The sequence below is a fragment of the Actinoplanes sp. M2I2 genome (genome assembly GCF_023544445.1).
In the GTDB taxonomy this organism is placed as follows: Bacteria; Actinomycetota; Actinomycetes; order Mycobacteriales; family Micromonosporaceae; genus Actinoplanes.
Genome location: NZ_JALPVJ010000001.1, coordinates 538,458 through 561,574, shown reverse-complemented (window position 1 = coordinate 561,574; position 23,117 = coordinate 538,458). Strand labels below are relative to the sequence as shown.

Below are 23,117 nucleotides of genomic sequence, written 5' to 3'. Positions count from 1 at the left end.
GGCATTGGCCCATGGCAGGGAGGACGGCGTGGCCCTGTCGAAACGAGCTCCGGTCGTCCGGCCCGACCTGGAACAGATCTTCCGGGCCGCCTACCCGCGCGTGGTGGCCGTGGCCGCCCGCGTGCTCGGCTCGCGCGACGAGGCGGAGGACGTCGCGCAGGAGGTGTTCCTGACCTTCGGGCGTTCCGACGTGCCGGCGGGCGAGGCGCTTCCCTGGCTCTCGGTGGCGGCTGCCCACACTGCTCTCAACCACATCCGTACGGGAAAACGCCGCGCCGGCCGTGAGCGCGCCGGCCGCCCGGACGACGCAGTCGTGCCCGACGTCGCCGACGCGGTGGTGGCCCTGGAGGAGCGCCGCCGCGTGCGGGCCACCCTGGCCCGGCTCCCCCGGAAACAGGCGGTCGCGCTCGTTCTGCGGCACAGCGGCCTCAGCTACGCCGAGGTGGCCGCCGCCCTCGACCTCTCCCCCGGCAGCGTCGGCACCACGGTGCGGCGCGCCGAATCCGCTCTGCGCAAGGAGTTGAACGCATGAAGCGCCATCCGAACGACGGCGTGCTGCGCCGGCTCGTGGACGAGCCGGCCGGTGTCGCCGACGCCGACCGCGAGCACGTCGACGCCTGCCCGGTGTGCCGGTCGGGGTTCGAAGCAGCCCAGCGCGACGCCGCCTTCGCCGCCACCGCCTTCACCGCCACCGCCCTGTACGCCGGGGCCGACCCCGATGTCGACGCCGCGTGGCAGCGGCTCGACCGGGCCGGGGCCGCCCAGCCCGGCCGGAAACCGCAGACCAGATGGAAGCTGCGGAGTCCGATCGTCGCCGGTCTGGCCGCCGCCGTCGTGCTGGCCGGAGCGGGCGCCGCCGCGGCCGCCGACTGGTTCCCGATCTTCCGGACCGAGCGCATCGCGCCGGTGACGATCCACCAGGCCGACCTGATGGCGATGCCCGACCTCTCCTCGTGGGGTGACGTCGAGATCACCTCGAAGCCCGAGGTCCACCGGGTCGCGGGCGTGACGGCCGCCGAGAAGGAGAGCGGGCTCGACCTGCCCGAGGTCGGCGACCTTCCGCGCGGGGTGACCGGCGACCCGGCATACCAGGCCGGCCGGCGGATCAGCGCGACGTTCACCTTCCGGGCGTCCAAGGTGGCGACGTTCGCCGCCGGCCAGGGCGGCACCCTGCCCCCGATGCCTGCGGGTCTGGACGGCAGCAGTTTCCGGCTCACCGCCGGGCCCGGCGCCGCCGCCGTGTGGGCGAGCAACCAGGGCGTGCCGTCGCTGATCGTGGCCCGGGCGGTCGCGCCCGCGGCGTACTCGACCGGGGTGCCTTTCACGACGGCCCGCGACTACCTGCTGTCGCTGTCCGGGCTGCCCGCGGACGTCGCGGCCCAGTTGCGGCGCTTCTCGGCCGACGGGACGACGCTGCCGCTGCACGTGATGCCCGAGGAGATGACCAGCAAGGCCACCGAGGTCGGGGGCACCCCGGCGACCCTGCTCACGTCGACCGACGGGTTCCTGTCGGCCGTGGTCTGGGTCCGCGACGGGGAGGTCACCGCGGTGGCCGGCTCGCTCAGCGCCGACGAGGTGCTCTCGGTGGCCCGGGGGCTGCGGTGAGCACCGCCGCTGTCGCTCAGGCAGCGGGGAGCTCGCCGGCGGTGTGGGCCTCGGGGCTGCGCAAGCGCTACCGCCGCCGGCAGGCCGTCGACGACGTGACGTTCACCGTGGCCCGCGGCGAGGTGGTCGGGCTGCTCGGGCCCAACGGCGCCGGCAAGACGACCGTCATCAAGATGCTGCTCGGCCTCGTCCGGCCCGACGCGGGCGAGATCATGCTGCTCGGGCGGCACGGGACCGACCCGGCGTCCCGGGCCCGGATCGGCTATCTGCCCGAGCTGTTCCGCTATCAGCCGTGGCTGACCGCAGACGAGGTGCTGCGGCTGCACACCCGGCTGGCCGGCGCGGCCGTGCCGGCCGCCGAGCAACGCGCCTGCCTCGGGCTGGTCGGGCTGGCCGACCGGGCCGGCGACCGGGTCGGCGGCTTCTCCAAGGGCATGCAGCAACGCCTCGGGCTGGCGGTCGCCCTGGTCGCCCGGCCCGAGCTGGTCGTGCTGGACGAGCCGACCAGCGCCCTCGACCCGATCGGCCGGGCCGACGTCCGGGACCTGTTGCTCTCCCTGCGCGAAAGGCAGGTCGCGGTGCTGCTCAACTCGCATCTGATCGGCGAGGTGGAACGGGTCTGCGACCGGGTCGTCATCCTCGACCACGGCCGGGTCGCCGCCTCCGGGACGCTGGCCGAACTGCTCGGGCAGCGCGAGCTGCGGCTGCGGCTCGAGGGGGTGACCCCCGAGGCCGAGGCGCTGCTCGACGGGGCGGCCCGGGACGGCGACGCGTTCGTCCTGCCGATCAGGGATCCGGACGACGTGCCGGAGATCGTCGCCGGCCTGGTCAAGCTGGGCGTGCGGGTGCACGCGGTGGAGCCGGGCCGGATCACCCTCGAGGAGCGGCTGCTCGAGGTCATCCGGGCCGGGGAGGACCGATGACGATCGTGCTCACCATCGCCGGTCTGACCCTGCGCGAGGCGGTACGCCGCAAGGTGCTGCGCTCGCTGGCCGTGCTGACCGTCCTGCTGTTGTCGCTGAGCGCCTGGGGCTTCTCCCGCATCGACGCGGAGTTCGGCGGGCTCACCAGCGGCGAGTCCAAACTGATCGCCGCCATGGTGCTCAACCTGGTCATGTTCGGGCTCAGCCTGATCGCGGCGCTGGGCACGGCCTTCCTGGCCGGCCCGACCGTGTCCGGCGAGGCGGAGTCCGGGATCGCCCTGGCAGTGCTGGCCCGTCCGGTACGCCGGACGGCCGTGCTGCTGGGCAAGTGGCTCGGCCTGGTCGTGTTCGGCACCGGCTTCGTGGCCGTCGCCGGCACCGCCCAGCTGCTGATCGTCAAGCTCACGACCGGGTACTGGCCACCCGATCCGGTGGCCGGTCTGGCCCTGCTGGCCGGGCAGGCGGTCGCCCTGCTCACGCTGGGGCTGCTGCTGTCCACGGTCATCTCGCCGATGGCCTCGGGCATCGTCGCGGTCGGCCTGTTCGGCGCCACCTGGATCGCCGGGGTGGTCGGCGGGCTCGGCGGCGCCCTCGGCAACGCCAGTGTCGAGCGGATCGGCACGGTGTCGCAGGTGCTGCTGCCCACCGACGGGCTGTGGCGCGGCGCGATGCGCTCGTTCCAGGACCCGTCGCTGCTCTCGCAGTTCAGCGAGGCGTTCGAGGGTCACCCGTTCCTCAGCGCGGCCCCGCTGACCGGCACGTACCTGATCTGGGCGGTGGCCTGGACGGCACTGGTGCTGGCCCTGGCCGGGCTCGCGTTCCAGCGCCGGGACCTGTGAGGCGCGTTCCAGCGCCGGGACCTGTGAGGCGCGTTCCAGCGCCGGGACCTGTGAGGCTCCGGCGGCGGCGCGGGGACAGGGCCGGCGTAACGAGGGTCATGGCGGGGCCGGATGAGAACAGTGGCGGGTGCGCATAGGCTTCCGGGCATGGATGACAAGACTGTGCTGAGCCGGATCAACGGCCTGGTCGATGAGGAGCACCAGCTGCGCGGGCAGCTGGCCAAGGGCGAGATCTCGTCGAGCGAGGAGCACGCCCGGCTGAAGGAGTTGGAGGAGGCCCTGGACCAGTGCTGGGACCTGCTGCGCCGGCGCCGGGCCGCCCGCGAGGCGGGCGACGACCCGAACGCCGTGCAGGCGCACAGCGTCGGCGAGGTCGAGGGCTACCTGCAGTGACGCGGCCCCGGCCGCGGCCGCCGAGTCCTGGGCGGTCGCGGCCGGAAGCCATCCCGGCATCTCTCCGGAGGCCGGCTGCGTCTCACTTGAGGCCGGCCTCGTAGAGCAGCCTCTCCACCAGCTCGTCGGCGTCCACCTCGAGGCCGCGCTGGGTGAACCAGGCGGCGACGTTGCGCACGTCGCGGGCGATGAAGTCGCCGCCCTGGGGGTTGGCCACCACGTCCACGATCTGCGGCAGGTCGATGAGCACCAGCCGCCCCTCGTGCACCATCGTGTTGTACGGCGAGAGGTCGCCGTGCGCCACCTGCGCGCGGGCCAGCACCGACAACGCGTCGGTCATCTGCTGCCAGAGGTCGGCCAGCTGGTCCCGGTCGGCCCGCACCTGCGCGAGCCGGGGCGCCGCCTCGCCGGTCTCCCAGTCGCCGATGAACTCGAGCATCACCTCGGTGCCGATCAGCTGCACCGGATAGGGCACCCGCACCAGACCGCTCTCCTGGCCGAGCTGCCAGAGCTGGCTGAGCGCGCCGAACTCGGCCACCGCCCACTGCCCGGCGATCATCTCCTTGCCGAACGCCGTACGGTTGGTCATCGCCCGCATCTCCCGCGAGCGCCGGACCCGGCGCCCCTCGAGATAGCCGGCGTCGCGGTGGAACAGGCGGTGGTCGCCGTCGCGGTATCGCTTGGCGGCCAGCATGCTCACCGCGTCGGTGTCGGGAAGAGCCCGGCGTACGAGAAAGACGTCGGCTTCCTTGCCGGTCTTCAGCATGCCGAGCTCGGTGTCGACCGCGCCGTGCTCGGTGCGGACCCAATCGGGCCGGGGCACCGGGCCGTGCAACGCGCCGTCCCAGGTGGACCAGCGGTCGCCGGTCTCGGGCAGATCGGGATCCTCCTTCAGCTGCGGCTCGGGCCGCCCGCGCTTCAGGAAGGTTTCGTCGTCGTCGAACTTGCGACGGCCGCGGCGGATGGTGGCCGGGCCGAAAGAGTCGTGCTCACGCACTGGAGGGTCTCCTCGAGAGAAAAGAAAGGAAGTGACATCGGGACAGCAGGCATCGCAATGACAGCCATGGAGTCCACCCCCTTCTCTCTCGAGCCCTCTGCGGGCTACGCGCACACTTTCCCGGACCGGCTCCGGGCGGCGCAACCGATTTATTTCGCGGCGGCCATGATGGCCGAGATCCCCTGGATGACGTTGCCCACGATCTGGGTCGGCGCGAACCGGTTGTCGGTCCACTCGCGGCCGCGATGCAGCCAGACGCTGGGCAGGCCCATGGCCGCGGCGCCGCCGATGTCGGCCTCGGGGCTGTCGCCGACCACCCAGGCGCCACCCAGGCGCATCCGTACCCGCTGCGCGGCGAGCGCGAAGATGCGCGGATTGGGCTTGCTCACCCCGGCCCGCTCCGAGATCACCCAGTCGGCGACATAGCGGTCCAACCCCGTCCGCCGGATGCGGCTGTCCTGGATCTCGGCCTGGCCGTTGGTGACCACCACCGGGACCAGGCCGGCGTCCCCGGCGATCTGCAGCGCGCAGCCGACCAGCGGGTCGAGCTTCTCGAAGGCCAGCGGGCCCTCGTGCAACTCCTCGACCACGTCGATCGAGGGGATGGTCAGCTGATAGCGCTCGCGGATCAGATCGGCCAGGTCCCAGCGCGAGGTCAATCCATCGGCATCGACGGACAGTAACCAGTCCAGGTCGTCCTGGGGCGCGCCGATCTCATCGAGGAATCCTTTTGCCCACAGCCGGAACGCACCGCTGCGGTCGAGCAGAGTGTCGTCGAGAGCTATCAGGACAAGAGGCACCCGGGCACTTTACGTGAGCGAGGAGGGCAGCGAACAGTCCAGCACTGTTAACAACTAAGGGCGTTATGTCGGAATTCGTACTATCCGTCCGTCGCTGTCGGCTCCCTTGCCAAGACGTACGTACGGATTGCATGCGAAAGGGCCCACGTGACACGATCCAGGAGTGCCCAGAGTGAGTCAGGACCAGCTGGACGCCCGTCGCACCGAGATCCTCGCCGCGGCCCGCGACTGTTTCGCGCGGTTCGGCTACGAGGGTGCGACAGTACGGCGGCTCGAGGACGCAACCGGGCTGTCCCGTGGTGCGATTTTCCACCATTTTCGTGACAAGGAATCGCTGTTCCTGGCCGTCGCCGAGGACGACGCGGCCGCGATGGTCGAGACGGTGGCCCGCAACGGCCTCGTCCAGGTGATGCGTGACCTGCTGGCCCGGGCCGGCGGCAGCGAGGGCGACACCGCCGGCTGGCTCGGCACCCAGCTCGAGGTGTCGCGCCGGCTCCGCACCGACCCGGCGTTCGCCCAGCGCTGGGCCGAACGCTCCGCGGCCATCGCCGGCGCCACCCGCGACCGGCTCGAGCGCCAGCGCGAGGCCGGTGTGCTGCGCGAGGACGTCCCGGTCGAGGTGCTCACCCAGTTCCTCGAGCTGGCCTATGACGGGCTCGTTTTGCACCTGGCCACCGGCCGGCCGCCCGGAGAGCTCCGCCGGGTCCTCGATCTGGTCGAGGAAGCCGTCCGAAGGGCCTGATCACAGGCCTTGCGTCACTCTGCACAATGAGGGCCTGAGCGCCGCGACGAGCAGGAAGGCCCAGCCCATGAACGACACCTGGGGCATCTCCGGCCCGACCTTCCTCACCTACTACCTCGGCGCGATGATCGCGATCGTGATCATCGCGGCGTTCCACCGCAAGGCGTTGTTCCGTGGCGACCGCACGGCCCAGGTCGACCACCTCGGCCCGCAGCAGGTGGCCTATCTCAACGGCGGCGACCGGCTGGCGATCTACTCGTCGATGGGTGGTCTGCGAGCGGCCGGCGCGCTCGGCACCGGCCCCGGCGGCACGCTGGTCCGCTCCGGCCCCCTGCCGGCCGGCGTCACGCCGCTCGACAGCGCCGTCTACAACGCCGCCGGCCACGGCGCCCGCACCCGCGACCTGCAGCACGACCAGTGGGTCGCCTCCGCGATCGAGCAGTTGCGCGACCACCTCGAGCGCGGTGGCCTGGCCGTCAGCGCCGGCAAGATGCGCGAGGCCCGCGTCTGGGTGCTCGGCGGCCTCACCCTCGTCGCGATCGGGATCGCCCGGGTCCTCGCCGGTCTCAGCAACGACAAACCGGTCGGCTTCCTGATCGTCGCCACCATCGCCGCGTTCATCCTGACGCTGACCCTGCTGCGCACCCGCCGCTGGGCCACCGACGCGGCCGTCAAGGGCCTGCGCGACCTGCGCCGCCGGCACCACCACCTGGCCCCGAGCAGTTCCCCGTCGTACGCGACGTACGGCGCGACCGGGGCGGCCATGGGCGTCGCGCTCTACGGCGGCGCCGCGCTCTACTCGATGGACCCGGCGTTCGCGGCCGAGGCCGAGGTTCAGCGCATCGCCGCTTCGGGCGGCACCACGGGCGGCGGCGACAGCAGCGGCGGCGGCAGCTCGGGCGATTCCGGCTCCTCCTGCGGAGGCGGCGGAGGCGGCGGAGGCGGTTGCGGCGGCGGGGGTGGCTGCGGTGGCTGACCCGTACGGGGTGGGGGTCGGCTGGCGGCCGGAGATCGCCGGCTTCGTGGCGGAGCTGCCCGGCCTGCGCTTCGTCGAGGTCGTCGCCGAGTCGGTGCACGCCCACGGCGAGCTGCCGCCCGGCCTGCAAGAGCTTCTCGACCGCGGCGTCACCGTGATCCCGCACGGCGTCCGGCTGTCGCTGGGCGGCGCCGACCCGGTCGACCCGGCCCGGGTCGAGCACTTCGCGGCGGTGGCTGCGCGCCTGGAGGCGCCGCTGGTCAGCGAACACATCGCGTTCGTGCGGGCGGGCGGCATCGAGGCGGGCCACCTGCTGCCGCTGCCCCGCACGCGCGAGGCGGTCGACGCGGTGGTCGCCAACGTCCGCCGGGTGCAGGCGTCGCTGCCGGTGCCGATCGCCCTCGAGCCGATCGCCGCCCTGTTCGACTGGCCCGACGACGAGCTGACCGAGGCCCAGTTCCTCACCGAGATCCTCGACCGCTCCGGCGCCCGGCTGCTGCTGGACGTGGCCAACGTCTACGCCAACGCCCGCAACCGGGGCACCGACCCGGCCGAGCTGCTCGACCACCTGCCGTTGGAACGGGTGGCCTACGTGCACGTAGCCGGCGGCGCCGAACACCAGGGCCTCTACCACGACACCCACACCGACGCGGTCCCCGAGCCGGTGCTCGATCTGGTCACGGCCCTGTGTGAGCGGCAGCGCCCACCGGCCCTGATGCTCGAACGCGACGGCGACTACCCGCCGGCTGCGGCCCTGGCGGCCGAGCTGGACGCCATCGCGAAGGCCTCCGGCTACCCCTCGGTCACATGACCGCTCCCCCGGCCGGGGCGGGCGGTCTGGGCGAGCGGCAGGCCGCGCTTGTAGCGGCGCTCACGGCCGGTCGACCCGTACCCGAAGGCTTCGACGGTTTCCGGTTCGAGGCGGCGAGGGTGGCTCTGCTGCGCAAGCGGGCCGGTGAGGTCGCGCGGCAGTGGCCGATGCTCGCCGCCGGCTTCGGCGACCGGTGGAAGCGGGAGTTCGCCGCGTGGGCCGCGGCCCGCCCGGCTCAGGGCTCGCTGCGCGACGGCTGGGACCTGGCCCGCGACCTCACCCGGCGGGGCGGCCTGCCGTCGGTGGCCGCCGCCGAGCTGGCCGAGCGCGAGGCCGCCTGGCACTACGACGGCGCGTCGGCGCCCCGCTCCCGCCGCGGGCCGGCCCTGCGGGTCACCTCCGGCGCCGCGGCCCTCCAAGTGGCCGGCCGGGTCTGGCTTCTGCGACGGCCCTGACGTACCCCCAGGGCCTATGCGTCGTCGGCGTCGCTCTGCGTGGCCGGGCCCCTGCTACGCAGCGGGCACCTTGTCGAGGAAGCCATGCACCCGGCGGATGCGCCCGCCGGCGTCCAGCTCGGCCACGTCGAAGCCGACAACCAGGGGATCTCCGGCGCCGGCGGCCAGATTCCAGGTGAAGCGCACCTGGTCGTGGTGGCCGTCCACCGGCCCGCCGACGGTCAGGGTGTGACCGGGGAACTGCTGCTGCACGGCGCCGATCAGGCCATCGAGCGCCGCCCGGCCCTCGACCGCGGCCAACGGGTCGACGTAGCGCACGTCGTCGGCGAAGAGGTCGTCCACAGCCTTGCGGCGGGTGACCGGGTCCGGCTCGTTCCACACGGCGAGGTAGCGGTCCACCAGGGCGTCGAAGTCGCTCATCGTTCTGTCCTCCCGGACGAAAGTCGCTGATGACGATCACTGTCGCCCGCGGACGGACGCCGGTCGATTACCCGCGAGGTAATGGCCGCGCTTCCCGGTGCGCGCCTACGCTGCGGGGGCGCAGCTCGACCTTCCCTGCGCGCGGAGGAGGTGCGGGATGAGCGCGGTGGGCGGGCTCCTGCGGGAGTGGCGGACCGACCGGCGGCTGAGCCAGCTGGAGCTGTCGGTGCGGGCCGGGGTGTCCGCGCGGCACCTGTCGTTCCTGGAGACCGGGCGCTCCCGGCCGACCCGCGACATGATCCTGCGGCTGGCCGAGGAGCTGGGCGTGCCCCTGCGGTCCCGCAACGAGCTCCTGCTGGCCGGGGGCTTCGCACCGGCGTACGGGGAAACGGCTCTGCACGGGCCGCCGCTCGCAGCGGTGCTCTCGTCGCTGCGGGACGTGCTGGTCGGGCATGCGCCGTATCCGGCTGTGCTGATCGACCGGCACTGGACGATGGTCGACGCGAACGACGCGGTGGCCCGCTTCACCGACGGCTGCGCGCCGTGGCTGCTCGAACCACCGGTCAACGTCCTGCGTCTCTCACTGCACCCGGACGGCATGGCGCCGCGCATCGGCAACCTGCCCGAGTGGCGTACGCACGTGCTGCACCGCCTCGGCCGGCAGGCGGAGGCCACGAACGACCCGGTGCTGCGGGAGCTGCACGCCGAGCTGACGGCCTACCCCGGCGGCGCCACCACGGCCGGCGAGCCGCCGCACGGGCTGGTCGTGCCGTTGCGCTTCGACGATCTGGCCTTCTTCAGCATCACGTCGGTTCTGGGCACACCGCTGGACGTCACCCTGTCCGAGCTGGCGATCGAGTCGTTCCTGCCGGCCGACCCGGCGACCGCCGCCGCCCTGCACCGCTGACCGTGGCGATGGGAGGATCGGGGCATGGATCTCGGACTGGCTGATCGCGTCTACGTGCTGACCGGAGCCTCGCGGGGGCTGGGCTACGCCACCGCCAAGGCGCTGGTCGCCGACGGCGCCAAGGTGGTGATCTCCGCGCGCGACGAGAAACGGGTCACGGAAGCCGTCGACGCTCTCGGCGGTGCCGAGCACGCCGTGGGGGTGACCGCCGACCTGACCGACCCCGCGACCCCGCGCACGCTGATCGACACGGCCGGCGATCGCTTCGGCCGCTTCGACGGCGCCCTCATCTCGGTGGGCGGCCCGGCCCCCGGCACCGCGGCCGCGATGGACGACGAGCAGTGGCGCAACGCGTTCGAGACGGTGTTCCTGGGCTCGATCCGGGCCGCCCGCGTCTTCGCCTCGGCGCTGCCCGAAAGCGGCGTGATCGGCCTGGTCCTGTCCACGTCGGTCAAGACGCCGCTGACCGGCCTCGGGCTCTCCAACGGCCTGCGCCCCGGCCTGGCCATGGCCGCGAAGGACATGGCCGACGAGTACGCCCCGCGCGGCGTCCGCATCCTGAACCTGCTCCCCGGCCGCTTCCTGACCGACCGCAACCTGGAGCTCTTCGCCGCCGCCGACGACCCGGCCGCCGCGGCGGCGGCCGTCGCCAGGAGCATCCCGATGCGTCGTCTGGGCGAGCCCGCCGAGTTCGGCCGGGTCGCGGCGTTCCTGCTCTCCCCGGCGGCCAGCTACATGACCGGCAGCACGGTGGCCGTCGACGGTGGCAACCTCCGCGCGCTCTGATCACGGCGCGCTGTGACCTCGGCGCGCTGTGACCTCGGCGCGCTCTGACCTCGGGGCGCTCTGACCTCGGGGCGCTCTGACCTCGGGGCGCTCTGATTGCCGGCCGCGTGGTCGGTGCCGGTCCGGCCGGCGGGTGTTGTCCGCGGTTCGGTGGATACGCTCGTACGGTGCCCGCGCCCACCCCCGCCGAGGTGGCGGCCGCCGCCGGCCGCACCATTCCCGACCTGATCGGCCCGGGTCTCCGGGTGCTCTTCTCCGGCATCAACCCGAGCCTGTACTCGGCGGCGACCGGCCACCACTTCGCCCGCCCCGGGAACCGCTTCTGGCCGGCGCTGCACCGCTCCGGCTTCACCGACCGCCAACTGCACCCGTCCGAACAGGACCAACTACCCGGCCTCGGCCTCGGGAGCACCAACGTGGTGGCCCGCGCCACCGCCCGGGCCGACGAGCTCTCCCCGGCCGAGCTGATCACCGGCGGCGAGATCCTGGCCGCGCTGGCCGACAGGTGGCGCCCGCGATACCTGGCCGTCCTCGGCGTCACGGCCTACCGCACCGCCTTCGCCCGGCCCAAAGCCACGATCGGTCCGCAGCCCGACGCGATCGGCGGCGTCCCGGTATGGGTCCTGCCCAACCCGAGCGGCCTGAACGCGAGATATCAGATCGGCGACCTGGCCATCCAGTTCGCCGAGCTACGGGCCGCCGCGACCTGACAAGCGCCGGACGACAGCCGCCGAATATCGACAACGCCCGGTAGCGTGCTGTCCCACGACTCTCCACTGGAGGCGGCGGACTCGCTGCGCGAGCTGGACGAGCGCACACGACAGGAGCAAGCGTGACGGACCTGAGCCTCACCCCGGCCGCACAACCCGCCACCACGGCAGCCGGCAGGACCGTGCTCATGCGTACGCTGATCGCCCTCCAGCTGTACGTGGTCGCCGCCTATGTCTCCGCCGCCGTCATCCCTTATCTCTGGCGCGACAACGCTGCTCCGCCGACGTGGGTCTGGATCGTGCCGGGCTGGCTGCTCGGCGTGCCCGGCTTCTGGATCACTCTGCTCGGGGCAGTGCTCGCCGTCCCCCTGGCGCTCCTCGGTGCCGGCGCGACGGCGCTGCGGTACCGCACCCTGTCCGCCCGACTGCGCTGGTGGAGCGTCTCGGCCGCCGTGCTCACCACCGCCTACGCCGTGTTCACCCTCACCCCGCCGGCAGCGACGATCGCCGCCTGGGTGGCCGACTGACCGCGCCGGCCGGGTGGTTCCCCGTGCCTTGAGCACCCCCGGTCCTGACTCGATCGGGGTGTCGGGGCGACGAGAGAGGTGCTGTTTTAGCTACGGTCGGGGCCATGACGACGGAGACCAGCACCCTGATGGCAGCGGCGGCCGAGCGGACCGTCCCCATCGTCCGGGGCATCCGCGACGACCAGCTCGGCGACTCGACGCCGTGTGCCGAGTTCCAGGTGCGTGACCTGCTCAACCACCTCTTCCAGGTGGTCGTCAACTTCCAGGCCGCCGCGCGGAAGGAGGCGATGGACTTCTCCAGCACGCCCGATTTCCTCGCCGAGGGCTGGCGCGACCGGTTCGCCGCCGAGACCGATCGTCTCATCGCCGCCTGGTCCGACCCGGCCGCCCTCGACGGCATCTCCCCCGGCATGGGCATGCCTCAGCCGATGGTCGGCAATCTCGCCCTGACCGACCTCACCGTGCACGGCTGGGATCTGGCCACGGCCACGGGCCAGCCCTACCGGCCGGCCGAAGCCGCCGTCGAAGCGCTGCTGCCGTTCGTCGAGCAGATGGCGCCGACCGGCCGCACGATGGGCGTTTTCGGTGCGGAGGCTCAGGCCCCGGCCGACGCCGAGATGTTCGAGCGCCTCCTCGCGATCAGCGGCCGCACCCCCGCCTGACAGCCGTCCCCGGCCGAGGCGAAAGGGGCCGCACCGCCTCGCTCCACAACAGCACTCACCAGGCGAGCTGACTCCACCCCGACCCGGTGCTGGAGCAGGCCGGACGACCAGCGGGGACGGCCTCGGCTTTGCGGTAGCTCGGGGCCGCCGGACCGCGTCGCAAGCCCTGCCGGTGCTCCGCCCTCACAAAGGCAGCCCGCAGACATCGCCACGCTGCGCCAACGCGTTGATCGGGCGCCGGATGGCCCAGACGCCCGCGCGGCCGCAAAGTCCCGGACCAGCTCACTGACCATCTCGGCGGCGCCCGAGCCGACCCGCGACCATCCGCCGTCCACCGTCCACCGTCACCGAGTTGTCCCAGCGCACCGGCAGTAGTCGGGTTACCGGGCCCGGCCTCCCGGAGCTCCGGCGCCGTGGGCGGTCAGGGCTCGATCTGGCCGGCCGGCACCGTGACGATCTCGACGTCGTCGGCGAAGGTGGCCGCCGGGGAAGCGGCCGCGAACTGGGTGCGGTAGAGCTCGGCGTAGAGGCCGCCCGCGGCCACGAGCTCCTCGTGGCGGCCGCGCTCGACGACGCGGCCCGCGTCGAGCACCAGGATCTGGTCGGCGTCGCGGACGGTGGAGAGCCGGTGGGCGATCACCAACGCCGTGCGACCCTCGAGCGCCACGGCCAGGGCCCGCTGCACCGCCGCCTCGGACTCGCTGTCGAGGTGGGCGGTGGCCTCGTCGAGCACGACGATCGACGGGCGCTTGAGCAGCAGCCGGGCGATCGCCAGCCGCTGTTTCTCGCCGCCGGAGAAGCGGTAGCCACGCTCGCCCACGACCGTGTCGAGCCCCTCGGGCAGCGCCGCCACCAGCTCAGCGACCTGGGCGCCGCGCAACGCCTCCCACATGTCCTCGTCGGTCGCGTCGGGACGCGCGTATCGCAGGTTCTCGGCGATCGTCTCGTGGAACAGGTGGGCGTCCTGCGTGACGACCCCGATCGTGTCGCGCAAGGAGTCGAGCGTCGCGTCGCGGACGTCGACCCCGTCGATCCGTACGGCGCCCGAAGTGACGTCGTAGATGCGGGAGACCAGCATCGACGTGGTCGACTTGCCCGCGCCGGACGGGCCGACGAGCGCGACCATCTGGCCGGGCTCGACGGTGAAGTCGACCCCGCGCAGGATGGGCGCGTTCTCCGTCCGGTCGAGGGTCGCCACATCCTCGAGCGTGGCCAGGGAGACCTCGCTCGCGCTGGGGTAGCGGAAGTGCACGTCGCGGAACTCGACCCGACCGGCGCCGGCCGGCAGGTCGACGGCGCCGGGGCGCTCCTCGATGCCGGGCCTGAGGTCGAGCACCTCGAACACCCGGTCGAACGACACGAGCGCGCTCATCACGTCGACCCGCACGTTGCTGAGCGCGGTCAGCGGGCCATAGAGCCGGGTCAGCAGCAGTGCCAGGGTGACCACCGTGCCGGCCGTGACGCTGCCGGTGACTGCGAGCCAGCCACCGAGGCCGTAGGTCAGGGCCTGCGCCAGCGAGGCGACCAGCAACATCGCGACGAAGAACGTGCGCGAGAACATGGCCTGCTGGATGCCGATGTCGCGGACCCGGGCGGCCCGCTCACCGAAGCGGTCGGCCTCGGCGCCGGGACGGCCGAAGAGCTTGACCAGCATCGCGCCGGCGACGTTGAACCGCTCGGTCATCGTCGCGTTCATCTTGGCGTCCAGGTTGTACGACTCGCGGGTGATCTCGGCGAGGCGTTTGCCGACCCGGCGCGCCGGGATGATGAACAGCGGCAGCATCATGAGCGACAGCGTGGTGATCTGCCACGAGAGGCTGAACATCACCGCGGCCGTGAGCACCAGCTGGATGACGTTGCTGACCACGCCGGACAGGGTGGACGTGAAGGCCCGCTGGGCGCCGGTGACGTCGTTGTTGAGCCGGCTGACCAGGGCGCCGGTCTGGGTGCGGGTGAAGAACTGCAACGGCATGCGCTGCACGTGGTCGTACACCTTGGTGCGCAGGTCGAGGATGATGCCCTCGCCGATGCGGGCGGAATACCACCTCTGGGCCAGCGACAGGAACGCGTCGACGACCGCGAGCACCGCGATCATCACGGCCAGCCGGATGACGGTGGACGCCGCGTCGGGGTCGCCGTCGGTGATGGCGTTGATCACGTGACCGGCGAGCAGGGGTGTCGCGACGCCGATGCCGGCGGCGAGCACCACGGTGATGAGGAAGACCAGGATGTCCCGGCGGTAGGGCCGGGCGTAACGAAGGATCCGCCGGGTCGTGCCCTGGCGGAGGCGGTGTTCGGCCACCCGGTCCGAGTTCTGGATCGAGCGCAGCATGGACCACGAGGGCATGCTCATCTCGTCACCTCCCGGGTTTCGGCTCGGTGTCACATCGTGCGGGCAGAAAGGATTCTGCCCGGCGGGTATGACAACTCCGGGTGGTGAGGAGACTATTCCGACAGATCCCGCAGGCGGCGGGTCTGCGCCTCGCGCTCGGCGCGGTCTTGTTCGGCGTACGTTCGCTGGGTGGCCCCGGACAGCAGCGCCTTGATCTCGGCGACCGCGCCGCGATCGGCGGCGAGCACCGCGGCGGCGAGGTCGGCGACGGCGCCCTCCAGCTCGGCGGCCGGCACGACGGCGGTAGCCAGACCGATGCGTACGGCCTCGTCGGCCTCGATGCGCCGGCCGGTCACGCAGATCTCGAGCGCGCGGGAGGGCCCGACCAGCTCGGTGAGCCGCTTGGTGCCGCCCAGATCGGGCACGAGCCCGAGGGTCACCTCGGCCATCGAGAATCGCGCGTTGTCGGCCAGTACTCGCATGTCACAGTTGAGCGCGAGTTGAAATCCGGCGCCGATCGCATGTCCCTGCACGGCCGCGATCGTCACGATCGAGGGGTTACGCAGCCACGTGAACGCCGACTGGAAGCCGGCAATCCGATCCGCGCACTCCTCTGGTGACAACTGCGAAAGCTTCGCAAGTGAAGAATCGCCTTCGCCCCGTGCGGCCGACAGATCCAGGCCTGCGGAAAAAGAGCGTCCGTCGCCGCGGACAATGACGACTCGTACGTCGCCAGGTAATTTCCGCGAAATGTTCGCGAGCTCGGCCCACATCGCCGGCGTTTGCGCATTGAGGACCTCGGGCCGGGACAACGTCACCGTTGCCACCGGCCCGTCCAGGTCGTAGCGAACGCCCGACTCGTCGGCGGGGAGGCCGGGTGCGGCGTCGCCGATCGTCACGCCTTCTTGCGGCGACGAGCGCCACCACGCTGGCGGAGCTGCACACCGGACTCGGTGAGTACCCGGTGCACGAATCCGTAGGACCGGCCGGTCGAAGCGGCGAGGGCGCGAATGCTCTCCCCCGACGTGTAACGCTTCACCAGATCCTTCGCCAATGACTGGCGCTCGCTGCCGACGATTCGGCGACCCTTCTCAGTACTGGTGGCAGTGCCCGTGGCTGGCATCTTGAATCCTCACGTCCCAGACAGTGCGGTTCATACGGTCTCACCTATTAGACCGCCTCCAACGATCATGCGCTAGGTATCCAGGCCTAGCCAACGTGCCCATTTATCACTGTCAGGAACTTGACGATGACCACGGCCATCAATGTCAGACAGTTCACAGTCGTTAGGGCGACAGGCTTTCGGAACCCGCGTAAGGCTTCGCTCACCTTTCCGCCAAGACCATCGATCACCTGCGAAAACTCGCGATCGAGAGCCGTCGTCGACCGGACATGACTGAGCGTCGATGCGTCCCCTACCCACCGCTGCCGAGCCGGGAGGGCCCACGGGGGACTGCCCGGACCGGTGCCCGACCTGACCGCAAACGCCCGAACGTCGCACTGTCTGTGTGGGCACCGGTTGACAAGAGACGATGGCGATGATCCCGCGATCAGGCCAGTTCGACGAGCTCCAGCAGGTCGTCGCTCCACGCGTCCTCGTCGCCGTCGGGCAGCAGAATGGCCCGGTCCGGCTTCAGCGCCTGCACCGCGCCGGCGTCGTGCGTGACCAGCACGATCGCTCCCGGGTAGTTGGCGATGGCATCGAGCACCTGCTCGCGGCTGATCGGGTCGAGGTTGTTGGTGGGCTCGTCGAGAAGCAGCACGTTGGCGCCCGAGCACACGAGCGTGGCCAGCGCCAGACGGGTCTTCTCGCCGCCCGAGAGCACCCCGGCCGGCTTGTCGACGTCGTCACCCGAGAAGAGGAACGCGCCGAGGATCTTGCGCAGGTCGGTGTCGGTCTGGTCGGCCGCGGCGCTGCGCATGTGCTCGAGGATCGTCCGGTCGACGTCGAGCGTCTCGTGTTCCTGCGCGTAGTAGCCCAGCCGCAGGCCGTGCCCCGCGTGCACCTCGCCGGTGTCCGGTTCGAGCAGGCCACCGAGCATCCGCAGCAGGGTGGTCTTGCCGGCGCCGTTGAGGCCGAGGATGGCCACGCGCGAGCCCCGGTCGACCGCCACGTCGACATCGGTGAAGATCTCGAGCGACCCGTACGACTTCGACAGGCCGGACGCGGTGAGCGGCGTCTTTCCGCACGGGGCCGGGTTGGGGAACCGCACCTTGGCCACCTTGTCCGAGCTGCGTACCTCCTCGAGGCCACCGAGCAGCTTTTCGGCCCGGCGCGCCATGTTCTGCGCGGCGATCGTCTTGGTGGCCTTGGCCCGCATCTTGTCGGCCTGGGCCATCAGGGCGCCGGCCTTCTTCTCGGCGTTCGCCCGCTCGCGGCGCCGGCGGCGCTCGTCGGTCTCGCGCGACTCGAGGTACTTCTTCCAGCCCATGTTGTACATGTCGACGACTGAGCGGTTGGCGTCGAGATACCACACCTTGTTGACCGCGGCCTCGAGCAGCTCGACGTCGTGGCTGATCACCACCAGCCCGCCCTTGTGCTGGGCCATGTAGCCGCGCAGCCAGGCGATCGAGTCCTGGTCGAGGTGGTTGGTGGGCTCGTCGAGCAGCAGGATGCCCTTGCCGTTCTGCCCGGAGTTGGCGAACAGGATGCGGGCCAGCTCGATGCGGCGGCGCTGGCCGCCGGAGAGGGTGCCGATCGCCTGCGCCAGCGCCCGGTCGGGCAGGCCCAGGTTGGAGCAGATGCGGGCGGCCTCGGCCTCGGCCGCGTACCCGCCCAGGGCGGAGAACTGATCCTCGAGCACGCCGTAGCGGCGGATCAGCTTGTCGTCGGCGCTCTCCTCGAGCTTGATCTCGAGTTTCTGCATCTCGGCGATGATCGCGTCGAGGCCGCGGGCGCTGAGCACCCGGTCGCGGCCGGTCACGTTGAGGTCGCCGGTGCGCGGGTCCTGCGGCAGGTAGCCGACCTCGCTGGTGCGCTCGACCTGACCCGTGTAGGGCTGGCCCTCGCCGGCCAGGACCTTGAGCGTGGTGGTCTTGCCCGCGCCGTTGCGGCCGACCAGACCGATCCGGTCGCCCGGCTGCACCCGCAGGGTGACCGGGGACAGCAGGATGCGGGAGCCGGCGCGCAGTTCGAGTCCGGTGGCGGTGATCATGTTTTGACTGCTCACTCTCAGAAGAAGGCTGGCTCCGGGCACAGAAGAACGCCGGCCTTCGCGCTGTTCCTCCGTCGGAACAGCCAAGGGTCGGCGCGGGGCAGGTCAGCCTTCGCAGAGCAGCACCCGGCAATAGTACCGGGCGGCCCGCTGTACCTCCCACCCGATTAACCAGCAAGATCATCGGGTACGCATCGGGGACTCCCGCCGCACTCCCTCAGTGAGGAAGAAATGGAACTCAACGAGAACGCCGACATCGATACCAGTCAGGTCGAGGATCGACGTGGTTCCGGCGGTGGCGGGGGCGGCGGCCTCGGCGGGCTGCCGATCGGCGGTGGTGGCCTGGTCGGCATCATCATCACGATCGTCGTCGCCGTGGTCGGTGGTTACTTCGGCATCAACCAGATCGGTGGTGGTGGCACCGACACGGGTAACAACACCAACATCCAGCAAACGTGTTCCCAGGACAACGCCACCCAGCAGCTGGAGTGCCGGAACGTCCTCTACATCAACTCGATCCAGGCGTACTGGAACAAGGCGACGCCGCAGTATTTCGGCACGCAGTACCAACCGGCCAAGACGGTGATCTTCTCCCGCCAGGTGAACACGGCGTGCGGCGCGGCCGACTCCGGCGTCGGGCCGTTCTACTGCCCCGGCGACAACCAGGTGTACATCGACCTCACGTTCTACGACGTGCTGTCCCAGCAGCTCGGCGCGCCCGGCGAGTTCGCCCAGCCCTACGTGCTGGCCCACGAGTACGGCCACCACATCCAGGACATCACCGGCCAGGAGGCCAAGATGCGCCGGGCTCAGCAGGGCGCGGGCGAGAGCGAGAAGAACGCGCTGTCGGTGAAGCTCGAGCTGCAGGCCGACTGCTACGCCGGGGTGTGGTCCAAGGCGGCCACCGAGACGACCGACACCAAGGGCCAGAAACTTTTCACGAGCCTGACCCAGCAGGACATCGAGGAAGGCATCCAGACGGCCGGCCAGATCGGTGACGACGTGCTCCAGAAGCGCAGCGGCAACCCGGTCAACCCGGAGGAGTTCACGCACGGCACCGCGGCCCAGCGGCAGCAGAACTTCCAGAAGGGTTACGACTCGGGCAATCCGGAGAGCTGCAACACCTCGTTCTAAGGTTCCTTCACCAGGACGGACACGGCCCGGGCCCCGGCCACCGCGGAGATCAGCACCGCGTGCCGGGGCTCGGGCACGTCCAGGAACCGCTCGGCCCGCGCGGCGGCCAGCGGGGCCAGGTTCGGCGCGGTCAGGATGGCCTCCACCGCGGTGCGGTCACCGCCCGTCACCAGCGCGGCGAGGTCCCGTACGGAGGGCAGCAGAACACGCGCGACGATGTCGGCGCCGTCCGCGGCGGCCGCCTTGGCCTGGTTGTCGCGGCGGCGCGCGAAGCGCTGCTGTGACCAGCCACCAGCCGCCGTGCGCCCCTGCACATAGTTCCTGTCCACCTTGGACGCGAGGAGCGTGGCACCGTCGGCGACGCCCACCGCCACCGCGCCCTTACGGGCGAGCAGCAGGCCCAGCTTGCGCGGCCGCTGAGCCGTCTCGATCAGCTCGGCCAGAGTCGCCACGCCGGCCGCGCCGGGCGGCGTCCGCCAGTCCGCCGAGGCGCCGTCCTCGGCGATCAGGGTCAACCCCTCTTCCCGGTACGGGCCGTGGCGGCGCGCGAAGTTCTCCAGCCACCGGGTCATCCGCTCCGGCGCGACATCGACCCATTTGCCGCCGCCCGCGGCCGTCCGTTCGCCCATTCTTGTCAGACTACGGTGGCAGGATGCGGGCCATGACCGACCTGACCGCGACGCTGCTGGAACGGCTCGACGAGCGTTTGCTGCCCGCGGCCGACCCGGTTCGGGCCGCGGGCCAGGCGGCGTACATGAAAGGCCGGTTCCCGTTCCTCGGCCTGGCTTCGCCGGCCCTGCGAACGATGCAACGCGAGGCCGTGCGAGACCTGCCCCGGCCCACGGAGGATGATCTTCGCTCGATCGCCCTGGCGCTGTGGTCCCGTCCGGAGCGTGAGTTCCAGTACGTCGGCTGTTCCTACCTCGGCGCCAACGTGACGGTGCCGGGCCCCGGCTTCGTGCCCACACTGCGCGAGCTGATCACCACGAAGTCATGGTGGGACACGATCGACCCGCTGGCCACCCGGTTCACCGGGGGGCTGGTCACGCACCACCCGTCGCTGGTCGCCGTCATGGACGAGTGGTCGAGGGACGACAACCTGTGGCTGGTCCGCACGGCGATCCTGCACCAGCTGCATTACGGCGGCGCGACGGACGTCGACCGCCTGTTCGGCTATTGCCGGGCCCAGGCCGGCCATCGCGACTTCTTCGTGCGCAAGGCGATCGGCTGGGCCCTGCGCCAGTACGCCCGCACCGACCCCGACGCCGTCCGCGCCTTCGTCGAGGCTCACCGGTCGACGCTCTCCGGCCTGTCGGTCCGCGAGGCGATGAAGCATCTGTGAGGCGTATCGGCCCGCGAGCGGTTCAGTCGGTCAGCATCCGTGAGTTCAGTCGGCCCGCCGGGGGATGAAGCATCCGTGAGTTCAGTCGGTCCGCGAGGGGATGAAGCATCGGTGAGTTCGGTCGGTCCGCGAGGGGACGAAGCATCGGTGAGTTCGGTCGGTCCGCGAGAGGGTCATGGTTCTGTGAGTGAGGGAGCGAGGGTGTGAGGCAGCCGGTGCGCGAGATCGGAGTCACCGACGCGGCGGCCGGGCCCTACGGCATCGTCGCCGGGCCCGACAACGCCTTGTGGATGACACTCGTCCACGGTGGTCGCGTCGCCCGGCTGGCCATGGACGGCACCACGGAGGAACATCCACTCGACTCGGCCACGAGCGGACCGTCGGTCGTCACCGTGGGCGGTGACGGAGCGTTGTGGTTCACCCGTAACCGCGACGACCGCATCGGACGCCTCACCACGGACGGCAAGCAGACCTCCTTCACCGTGCGTGGTGCACCCTTCGGCATCGCTCCCGGCGCCGACGGCGCCCTGTGGTTCACCGAGATGAACGGCGACGCCGTCGGCCGCCTCACGGTCGACGGCCGGCTCACCGAGTTTCCCCTGCCCAGGGCCGGCGGCTTCCCCTCGATGATCACCCCCGGCCCCGACGAAGCGCTCTGGTTCACCCTCAACCAGGCCGACGCGATCGGCCGCATCACACTCGACGGCCAGGTGACGCTGCACCCGCTGCCCACCAAGGGCGCGTCGCCGGTCGGCGTCACCCTGGGCGCCGACGGGGCCCTGTGGTTCGTCGAGATCGGCGCCGGCCAGGTCGGCCGCATCACGCCCGACGGCACCGTCACCGAATTCCCGCTCCCCGACCGAGCGGCCCGCCCACACGCCATCACCGCCGATCCCGGCGGTGGCTGCTGGTTCACCGAGTGGGGCGCCAACCGCATCGCTCACATCAGCGTGGCCGGCAAGATCGAGGAATTCGACCTGCCCACCCCGTCCTCCGAGCCGCACGGCATCACCATCGGCCCGGACGGCGGCGTCTGGGCCGCCCTGGAAACCGGCGCGGTAGCCCACCTGTCCCGCTGAACGCCCCTGCGTCGTGCAGGCCGGGCCGACTGCGGTTCTCCGGCCTTGCGAGCACGCGTCCCGTCAGCTGTTCCTCTTGCCCTCCTCCAGCGTTCCACCGCGAAAGCGGGCGCCCCGGACCGAGTTTTGTTTCACTTGCCTGCCCTACAGTGCTCCGCCAGGAGAGCAGTCGAGGAAGCGATCGCCCCGGCCGAGCCACTCCATTTGCCCACCCCACAGCGCTCCACCGCGAGGAGCGGGCAAGAAGCAGTGGCTCCGGACTGAGCCGTTCCGCTTGCCTGACCTACAACGTTCCGCCACGAGAACAGGCGAAAAAGCGGTCACCCCGACCGAGCCGCCCGGCTTGTCCTCCCCCGCGATCCACCGCGAAGCAGGCGAGAAAACGGTCACCGCGGCCGAGCCGCCCGGCTTGTCCCTCAGCGTTCCACCGCGAGAGCGGGCGAGAAGGCGGTGACTCCGGACTGGCCGCTCCAATTGTCCGCCCTACAGCGTTCCGCAACGAGAGCAGGCAAGAAACAGTCACCCCGACCGAGCCGCCCGGCTCGTCTCCCCCCAGCGCTCCACCGCGAAGCAGGCGAGAGAACGGTCACTGCGGCCGAGCCGCCCGGCTTGTCCCCGGCGTTTCACCTCGAAAGCGGGCGAGGAAGCAGTCGCCCAGCCAAGCCGCTCCAGTTGCCCGCTCCCAGCACTCCACCGCGAGAGCGGGCGAGAGCGGGCGAGAGCGGGCGAGAGCGGGCGAGAAAGCGGTGACTCCGGACTGAGCCGTTTCCGCTCGCCCGCCCTACAGCATTCCGCCACGAAGTCGCACTGACGTAGACGGGTGGGGCCGACTCAGGCCGGGAGCACCAGGCGGACAGCCAGGGCAGCTATGACGATGCTGGAGACCAGCGCCGTCCAGGTGCGGCCTCGTGGGCCGGTCAGCCGGCGGCCGATGAGCGAGCCGCCGGCGGCGATCACGAGTTGCCAGCTGGCGGAGGCCAGGATGACGCCGGCGACGAAGGGCACGCCGCCGCCCTCGCCGGCCCGGCCCAGGACCAGCGCGGCGAAGTAGATGACGGTCGCCGGGTTGAGCAAGGTCAGGCCGAGCACGCCGACGTAGGCCCGCCCGGGCTTGACAGGCCGATCGCCCACGGCGGCGGTACCCGGCTCACGAAAGGCCGCCCGGGCTGTCAGCGCGGCGATGATCAGCAAGACGACGGCCGCGACCCAGCGCAGCGGTGCGGCCATCGGCGCGATCAGGCTGGCCACGGCTGCTCCCCCGGCCACGGCGATAGCCGCGAAGAGGCCGTCCGCCGTGGCTGCGCCCAACCCGGCCGCCGCGCCGACCCGGAGGGACGTGCGCGCGCTGAGACCGGCGATGAGCACGCCGATGGCTCCCATGGGCAGCGCGACCCCGTAGCCCGCGACGACGCCGGCCAGAAACGCCGCGCTCATGACCGCTGCTGACGAACCGCCGTTCCGCGGGGGCCGGTCCGCTGCTGTCGCGCGGCCCGATCGGCCACAGCGACAGAGACAGCGGGGT

The 23,117-nt window shown here is 71.5% G+C and carries 26 protein-coding genes; 17 read left to right on the top strand and 9 right to left on the bottom strand.

The annotated features are described in order from the left end of the window. Positions 1-28: 28 nt before the first annotated feature. The 5 genes from HJC40_RS02675 (at position 29) to HJC40_RS02655 (ending at position 3,760) form a co-directional block, all read left to right on the top strand. Complete coding sequence (locus HJC40_RS02675) at positions 29-532, top strand: sigma-70 family RNA polymerase sigma factor (RefSeq protein WP_249997986.1); 504 nt, start codon at positions 29-31, stop codon at positions 530-532. Further along, a complete protein-coding gene (locus HJC40_RS02670; RefSeq protein ID WP_249997985.1) occupies positions 529-1,605 on the top strand; it encodes a hypothetical protein in 1,077 nt (358 codons plus the stop codon). The genes HJC40_RS02675 and HJC40_RS02670 overlap by 4 nt, the downstream gene beginning before the upstream one ends. After that, entirely contained in the window at positions 1,602-2,528 is a 927-nt protein-coding gene (locus HJC40_RS02665) for an ABC transporter ATP-binding protein (RefSeq protein ID WP_249997984.1), read from the top strand. The genes HJC40_RS02670 and HJC40_RS02665 overlap by 4 nt, the downstream gene beginning before the upstream one ends. Beyond that, entirely contained in the window at positions 2,525-3,367 is an 843-nt protein-coding gene (locus HJC40_RS02660) for an ABC transporter permease (protein WP_249997983.1), read from the top strand. Before HJC40_RS02665 ends, HJC40_RS02660 begins: the two co-directional genes overlap by 4 nt. A 147-nt stretch (positions 3,368-3,514) precedes the next feature. Then, a complete protein-coding gene (locus tag HJC40_RS02655) occupies positions 3,515-3,760 on the top strand; it encodes a DUF2630 family protein (RefSeq protein ID WP_249997982.1) in 246 nt (81 codons plus the stop codon). Between the two features lie 82 nt (positions 3,761-3,842). Here HJC40_RS02655 and HJC40_RS02650 read toward each other — a convergent pair whose 3' ends face one another. Together HJC40_RS02650 and HJC40_RS02645 are read right to left on the bottom strand one after the other, a co-directional pair. Continuing rightward, complete coding sequence (locus tag HJC40_RS02650) at positions 3,843-4,757, bottom strand: serine protein kinase RIO (RefSeq protein WP_249997981.1); 915 nt, start codon at positions 4,755-4,757, stop codon at positions 3,843-3,845. Between the two features lie 149 nt (positions 4,758-4,906). Continuing rightward, on the bottom strand, positions 4,907-5,557 hold the full coding sequence (locus tag HJC40_RS02645; protein ID WP_249997980.1) for an HAD family hydrolase: 651 nt from the start codon (positions 5,555-5,557) through the stop codon (positions 4,907-4,909). A 163-nt stretch (positions 5,558-5,720) separates the two neighbouring features. On the opposite strand from HJC40_RS02645, the gene HJC40_RS02640 reads away from it, so the two are divergent. The 4 genes from HJC40_RS02640 (at position 5,721) to HJC40_RS02625 (ending at position 8,541) form a co-directional block, all read left to right on the top strand. Then, complete coding sequence (locus HJC40_RS02640; RefSeq protein ID WP_249997979.1) at positions 5,721-6,299, top strand: TetR/AcrR family transcriptional regulator; 579 nt, start codon at positions 5,721-5,723, stop codon at positions 6,297-6,299. A gap of 67 nt (positions 6,300-6,366) precedes the next feature. Beyond that, positions 6,367-7,275: a TIGR04222 domain-containing membrane protein gene (locus tag HJC40_RS02635; protein ID WP_249997978.1), complete on the top strand. Its 909-nt coding sequence runs from the start codon at positions 6,367-6,369 to the stop codon at positions 7,273-7,275. Continuing rightward, on the top strand, positions 7,268-8,086 hold the full coding sequence (locus HJC40_RS02630) for a DUF692 domain-containing protein (protein WP_249997977.1): 819 nt from the start codon (positions 7,268-7,270) through the stop codon (positions 8,084-8,086). The genes HJC40_RS02635 and HJC40_RS02630 overlap by 8 nt, the downstream gene beginning before the upstream one ends. Beyond that, a complete protein-coding gene (locus HJC40_RS02625; protein ID WP_249997976.1) occupies positions 8,083-8,541 on the top strand; it encodes a hypothetical protein in 459 nt (152 codons plus the stop codon). The genes HJC40_RS02630 and HJC40_RS02625 overlap by 4 nt, the downstream gene beginning before the upstream one ends. A gap of 54 nt (positions 8,542-8,595) precedes the next feature. On the opposite strand, the gene HJC40_RS02620 is transcribed toward HJC40_RS02625, so the two are convergent. Beyond that, a complete protein-coding gene (locus HJC40_RS02620; RefSeq protein ID WP_249997975.1) occupies positions 8,596-8,961 on the bottom strand; it encodes a nuclear transport factor 2 family protein in 366 nt (121 codons plus the stop codon). Between the two features lie 157 nt (positions 8,962-9,118). Between HJC40_RS02620 and HJC40_RS02615 the strand changes: the two genes are divergently transcribed. The 5 genes from HJC40_RS02615 to HJC40_RS02595 all read left to right on the top strand — a co-directional run bounded on the left by HJC40_RS02615 (position 9,119) and on the right by HJC40_RS02595 (position 12,553). Beyond that, on the top strand, positions 9,119-9,868 hold the full coding sequence (locus tag HJC40_RS02615) for a helix-turn-helix domain-containing protein (protein WP_249997974.1): 750 nt from the start codon (positions 9,119-9,121) through the stop codon (positions 9,866-9,868). Between the two features lie 24 nt (positions 9,869-9,892). Further along, a complete protein-coding gene (locus tag HJC40_RS02610; protein WP_249997973.1) occupies positions 9,893-10,654 on the top strand; it encodes an SDR family oxidoreductase in 762 nt (253 codons plus the stop codon). A 167-nt stretch (positions 10,655-10,821) separates the two neighbouring features. Beyond that, positions 10,822-11,364, top strand: coding sequence for a G/U mismatch-specific DNA glycosylase (gene mug / locus HJC40_RS02605; protein WP_249997972.1), 543 nt, complete (start codon positions 10,822-10,824; stop codon positions 11,362-11,364). A gap of 122 nt (positions 11,365-11,486) precedes the next feature. After that, positions 11,487-11,891 carry a hypothetical protein gene (locus tag HJC40_RS02600; RefSeq protein ID WP_249997971.1) on the top strand — a complete coding sequence of 135 codons (405 nt, stop codon included), beginning with the start codon at positions 11,487-11,489 and terminating at the stop codon, positions 11,889-11,891. A gap of 104 nt (positions 11,892-11,995) precedes the next feature. Beyond that, positions 11,996-12,553, top strand: coding sequence for a TIGR03086 family metal-binding protein (locus HJC40_RS02595; RefSeq protein WP_249997970.1), 558 nt, complete (start codon positions 11,996-11,998; stop codon positions 12,551-12,553). Positions 12,554-12,974: 421 nt separating this feature from the next. Here the strand turns inward: HJC40_RS02595 and HJC40_RS02590 are convergent, their stop codons facing one another. From HJC40_RS02590 to HJC40_RS02575, 4 genes are all read right to left on the bottom strand, one after another. Then, positions 12,975-14,906, bottom strand: coding sequence for an ABC transporter ATP-binding protein (locus HJC40_RS02590; RefSeq protein ID WP_249997969.1), 1,932 nt, complete (start codon positions 14,904-14,906; stop codon positions 12,975-12,977). Between the two features lie 92 nt (positions 14,907-14,998). Beyond that, positions 14,999-15,784 (bottom strand): enoyl-CoA hydratase/isomerase family protein, encoded by a 786-nt coding sequence (locus HJC40_RS02585; RefSeq protein WP_249997968.1) that lies wholly within the window; start codon positions 15,782-15,784, stop codon positions 14,999-15,001. Further along, positions 15,781-16,008: a helix-turn-helix domain-containing protein gene (locus HJC40_RS02580; protein WP_127501473.1), complete on the bottom strand. Its 228-nt coding sequence runs from the start codon at positions 16,006-16,008 to the stop codon at positions 15,781-15,783. The genes HJC40_RS02585 and HJC40_RS02580 overlap by 4 nt, the downstream gene beginning before the upstream one ends. Before the next feature lie 427 nt (positions 16,009-16,435). After that, a complete protein-coding gene (locus tag HJC40_RS02575) occupies positions 16,436-18,040 on the bottom strand; it encodes an ABC-F family ATP-binding cassette domain-containing protein (protein ID WP_249997967.1) in 1,605 nt (534 codons plus the stop codon). A gap of 231 nt (positions 18,041-18,271) precedes the next feature. On the opposite strand from HJC40_RS02575, the gene HJC40_RS02570 reads away from it, so the two are divergent. Continuing rightward, on the top strand, positions 18,272-19,174 hold the full coding sequence (locus HJC40_RS02570) for a neutral zinc metallopeptidase (RefSeq protein WP_249997966.1): 903 nt from the start codon (positions 18,272-18,274) through the stop codon (positions 19,172-19,174). Here the strand turns inward: HJC40_RS02570 and HJC40_RS02565 are convergent. Next, positions 19,171-19,803, bottom strand: a complete 633-nt coding sequence (locus HJC40_RS02565) for an acVLRF1 family peptidyl-tRNA hydrolase (RefSeq protein WP_249997965.1) — start codon at positions 19,801-19,803, stop codon at positions 19,171-19,173. The genes HJC40_RS02570 and HJC40_RS02565 overlap by 4 nt on opposite strands. Positions 19,804-19,826: 23 nt before the next feature. Here HJC40_RS02565 and HJC40_RS02560 point away from each other — a divergent pair, with 23 nt between their 5' ends. Beyond that, on the top strand, positions 19,827-20,516 hold the full coding sequence (locus HJC40_RS02560) for a DNA alkylation repair protein (protein WP_249997964.1): 690 nt from the start codon (positions 19,827-19,829) through the stop codon (positions 20,514-20,516). Positions 20,517-20,719: 203 nt separating this feature from the next. Next, complete coding sequence (locus HJC40_RS02555; protein WP_249997963.1) at positions 20,720-21,595, top strand: virginiamycin B lyase; 876 nt, start codon at positions 20,720-20,722, stop codon at positions 21,593-21,595. Positions 21,596-22,426: 831 nt separating this feature from the next. Here HJC40_RS02555 and HJC40_RS02550 read toward each other — a convergent pair. Then, positions 22,427-23,029, bottom strand: coding sequence for a LysE family transporter (locus tag HJC40_RS02550; RefSeq protein WP_249997962.1), 603 nt, complete (start codon positions 23,027-23,029; stop codon positions 22,427-22,429). Between the last annotated feature and the right edge of the window lie 88 nt (positions 23,030-23,117).

Excerpts from the sequence above, each read along its gene's own strand:
- HJC40_RS02670 (WP_249997985.1), top strand. The coding sequence starts at position 529 with ATGAAGCGCCATCCGAACGACGGCGTGCTGCGCCGGCTCGTGGACGAG.
- HJC40_RS02660 (WP_249997983.1), top strand. The coding sequence starts at position 2,525 with ATGACGATCGTGCTCACCATCGCCGGTCTGACCCTGCGCGAGGCGGTA.
- HJC40_RS02655 (WP_249997982.1), top strand. The coding sequence starts at position 3,515 with ATGGATGACAAGACTGTGCTGAGCCGGATCAACGGCCTGGTCGATGAG.
- HJC40_RS02635 (WP_249997978.1), top strand. The coding sequence starts at position 6,367 with ATGAACGACACCTGGGGCATCTCCGGCCCGACCTTCCTCACCTACTAC.
- HJC40_RS02625 (WP_249997976.1), top strand. The coding sequence starts at position 8,083 with ATGACCGCTCCCCCGGCCGGGGCGGGCGGTCTGGGCGAGCGGCAGGCC.
- HJC40_RS02620 (WP_249997975.1), bottom strand. The coding sequence starts at position 8,961 with ATGAGCGACTTCGACGCCCTGGTGGACCGCTACCTCGCCGTGTGGAAC.
- HJC40_RS02615 (WP_249997974.1), top strand. The coding sequence starts at position 9,119 with ATGAGCGCGGTGGGCGGGCTCCTGCGGGAGTGGCGGACCGACCGGCGG.
- HJC40_RS02610 (WP_249997973.1), top strand. The coding sequence starts at position 9,893 with ATGGATCTCGGACTGGCTGATCGCGTCTACGTGCTGACCGGAGCCTCG.
- HJC40_RS02595 (WP_249997970.1), top strand. The coding sequence starts at position 11,996 with ATGACGACGGAGACCAGCACCCTGATGGCAGCGGCGGCCGAGCGGACC.
- HJC40_RS02590 (WP_249997969.1), bottom strand. The coding sequence starts at position 14,906 with ATGAGCATGCCCTCGTGGTCCATGCTGCGCTCGATCCAGAACTCGGAC.
- HJC40_RS02580 (WP_127501473.1), bottom strand. The coding sequence starts at position 16,008 with ATGCCAGCCACGGGCACTGCCACCAGTACTGAGAAGGGTCGCCGAATC.
- HJC40_RS02575 (WP_249997967.1), bottom strand. The coding sequence starts at position 18,040 with ATGATCACCGCCACCGGACTCGAACTGCGCGCCGGCTCCCGCATCCTG.
- HJC40_RS02570 (WP_249997966.1), top strand. The coding sequence starts at position 18,272 with ATGGAACTCAACGAGAACGCCGACATCGATACCAGTCAGGTCGAGGAT.
- HJC40_RS02565 (WP_249997965.1), bottom strand. The coding sequence starts at position 19,803 with ATGGGCGAACGGACGGCCGCGGGCGGCGGCAAATGGGTCGATGTCGCG.
- HJC40_RS02560 (WP_249997964.1), top strand. The coding sequence starts at position 19,827 with ATGCGGGCCATGACCGACCTGACCGCGACGCTGCTGGAACGGCTCGAC.
- HJC40_RS02550 (WP_249997962.1), bottom strand. The coding sequence starts at position 23,029 with ATGAGCGCGGCGTTTCTGGCCGGCGTCGTCGCGGGCTACGGGGTCGCG.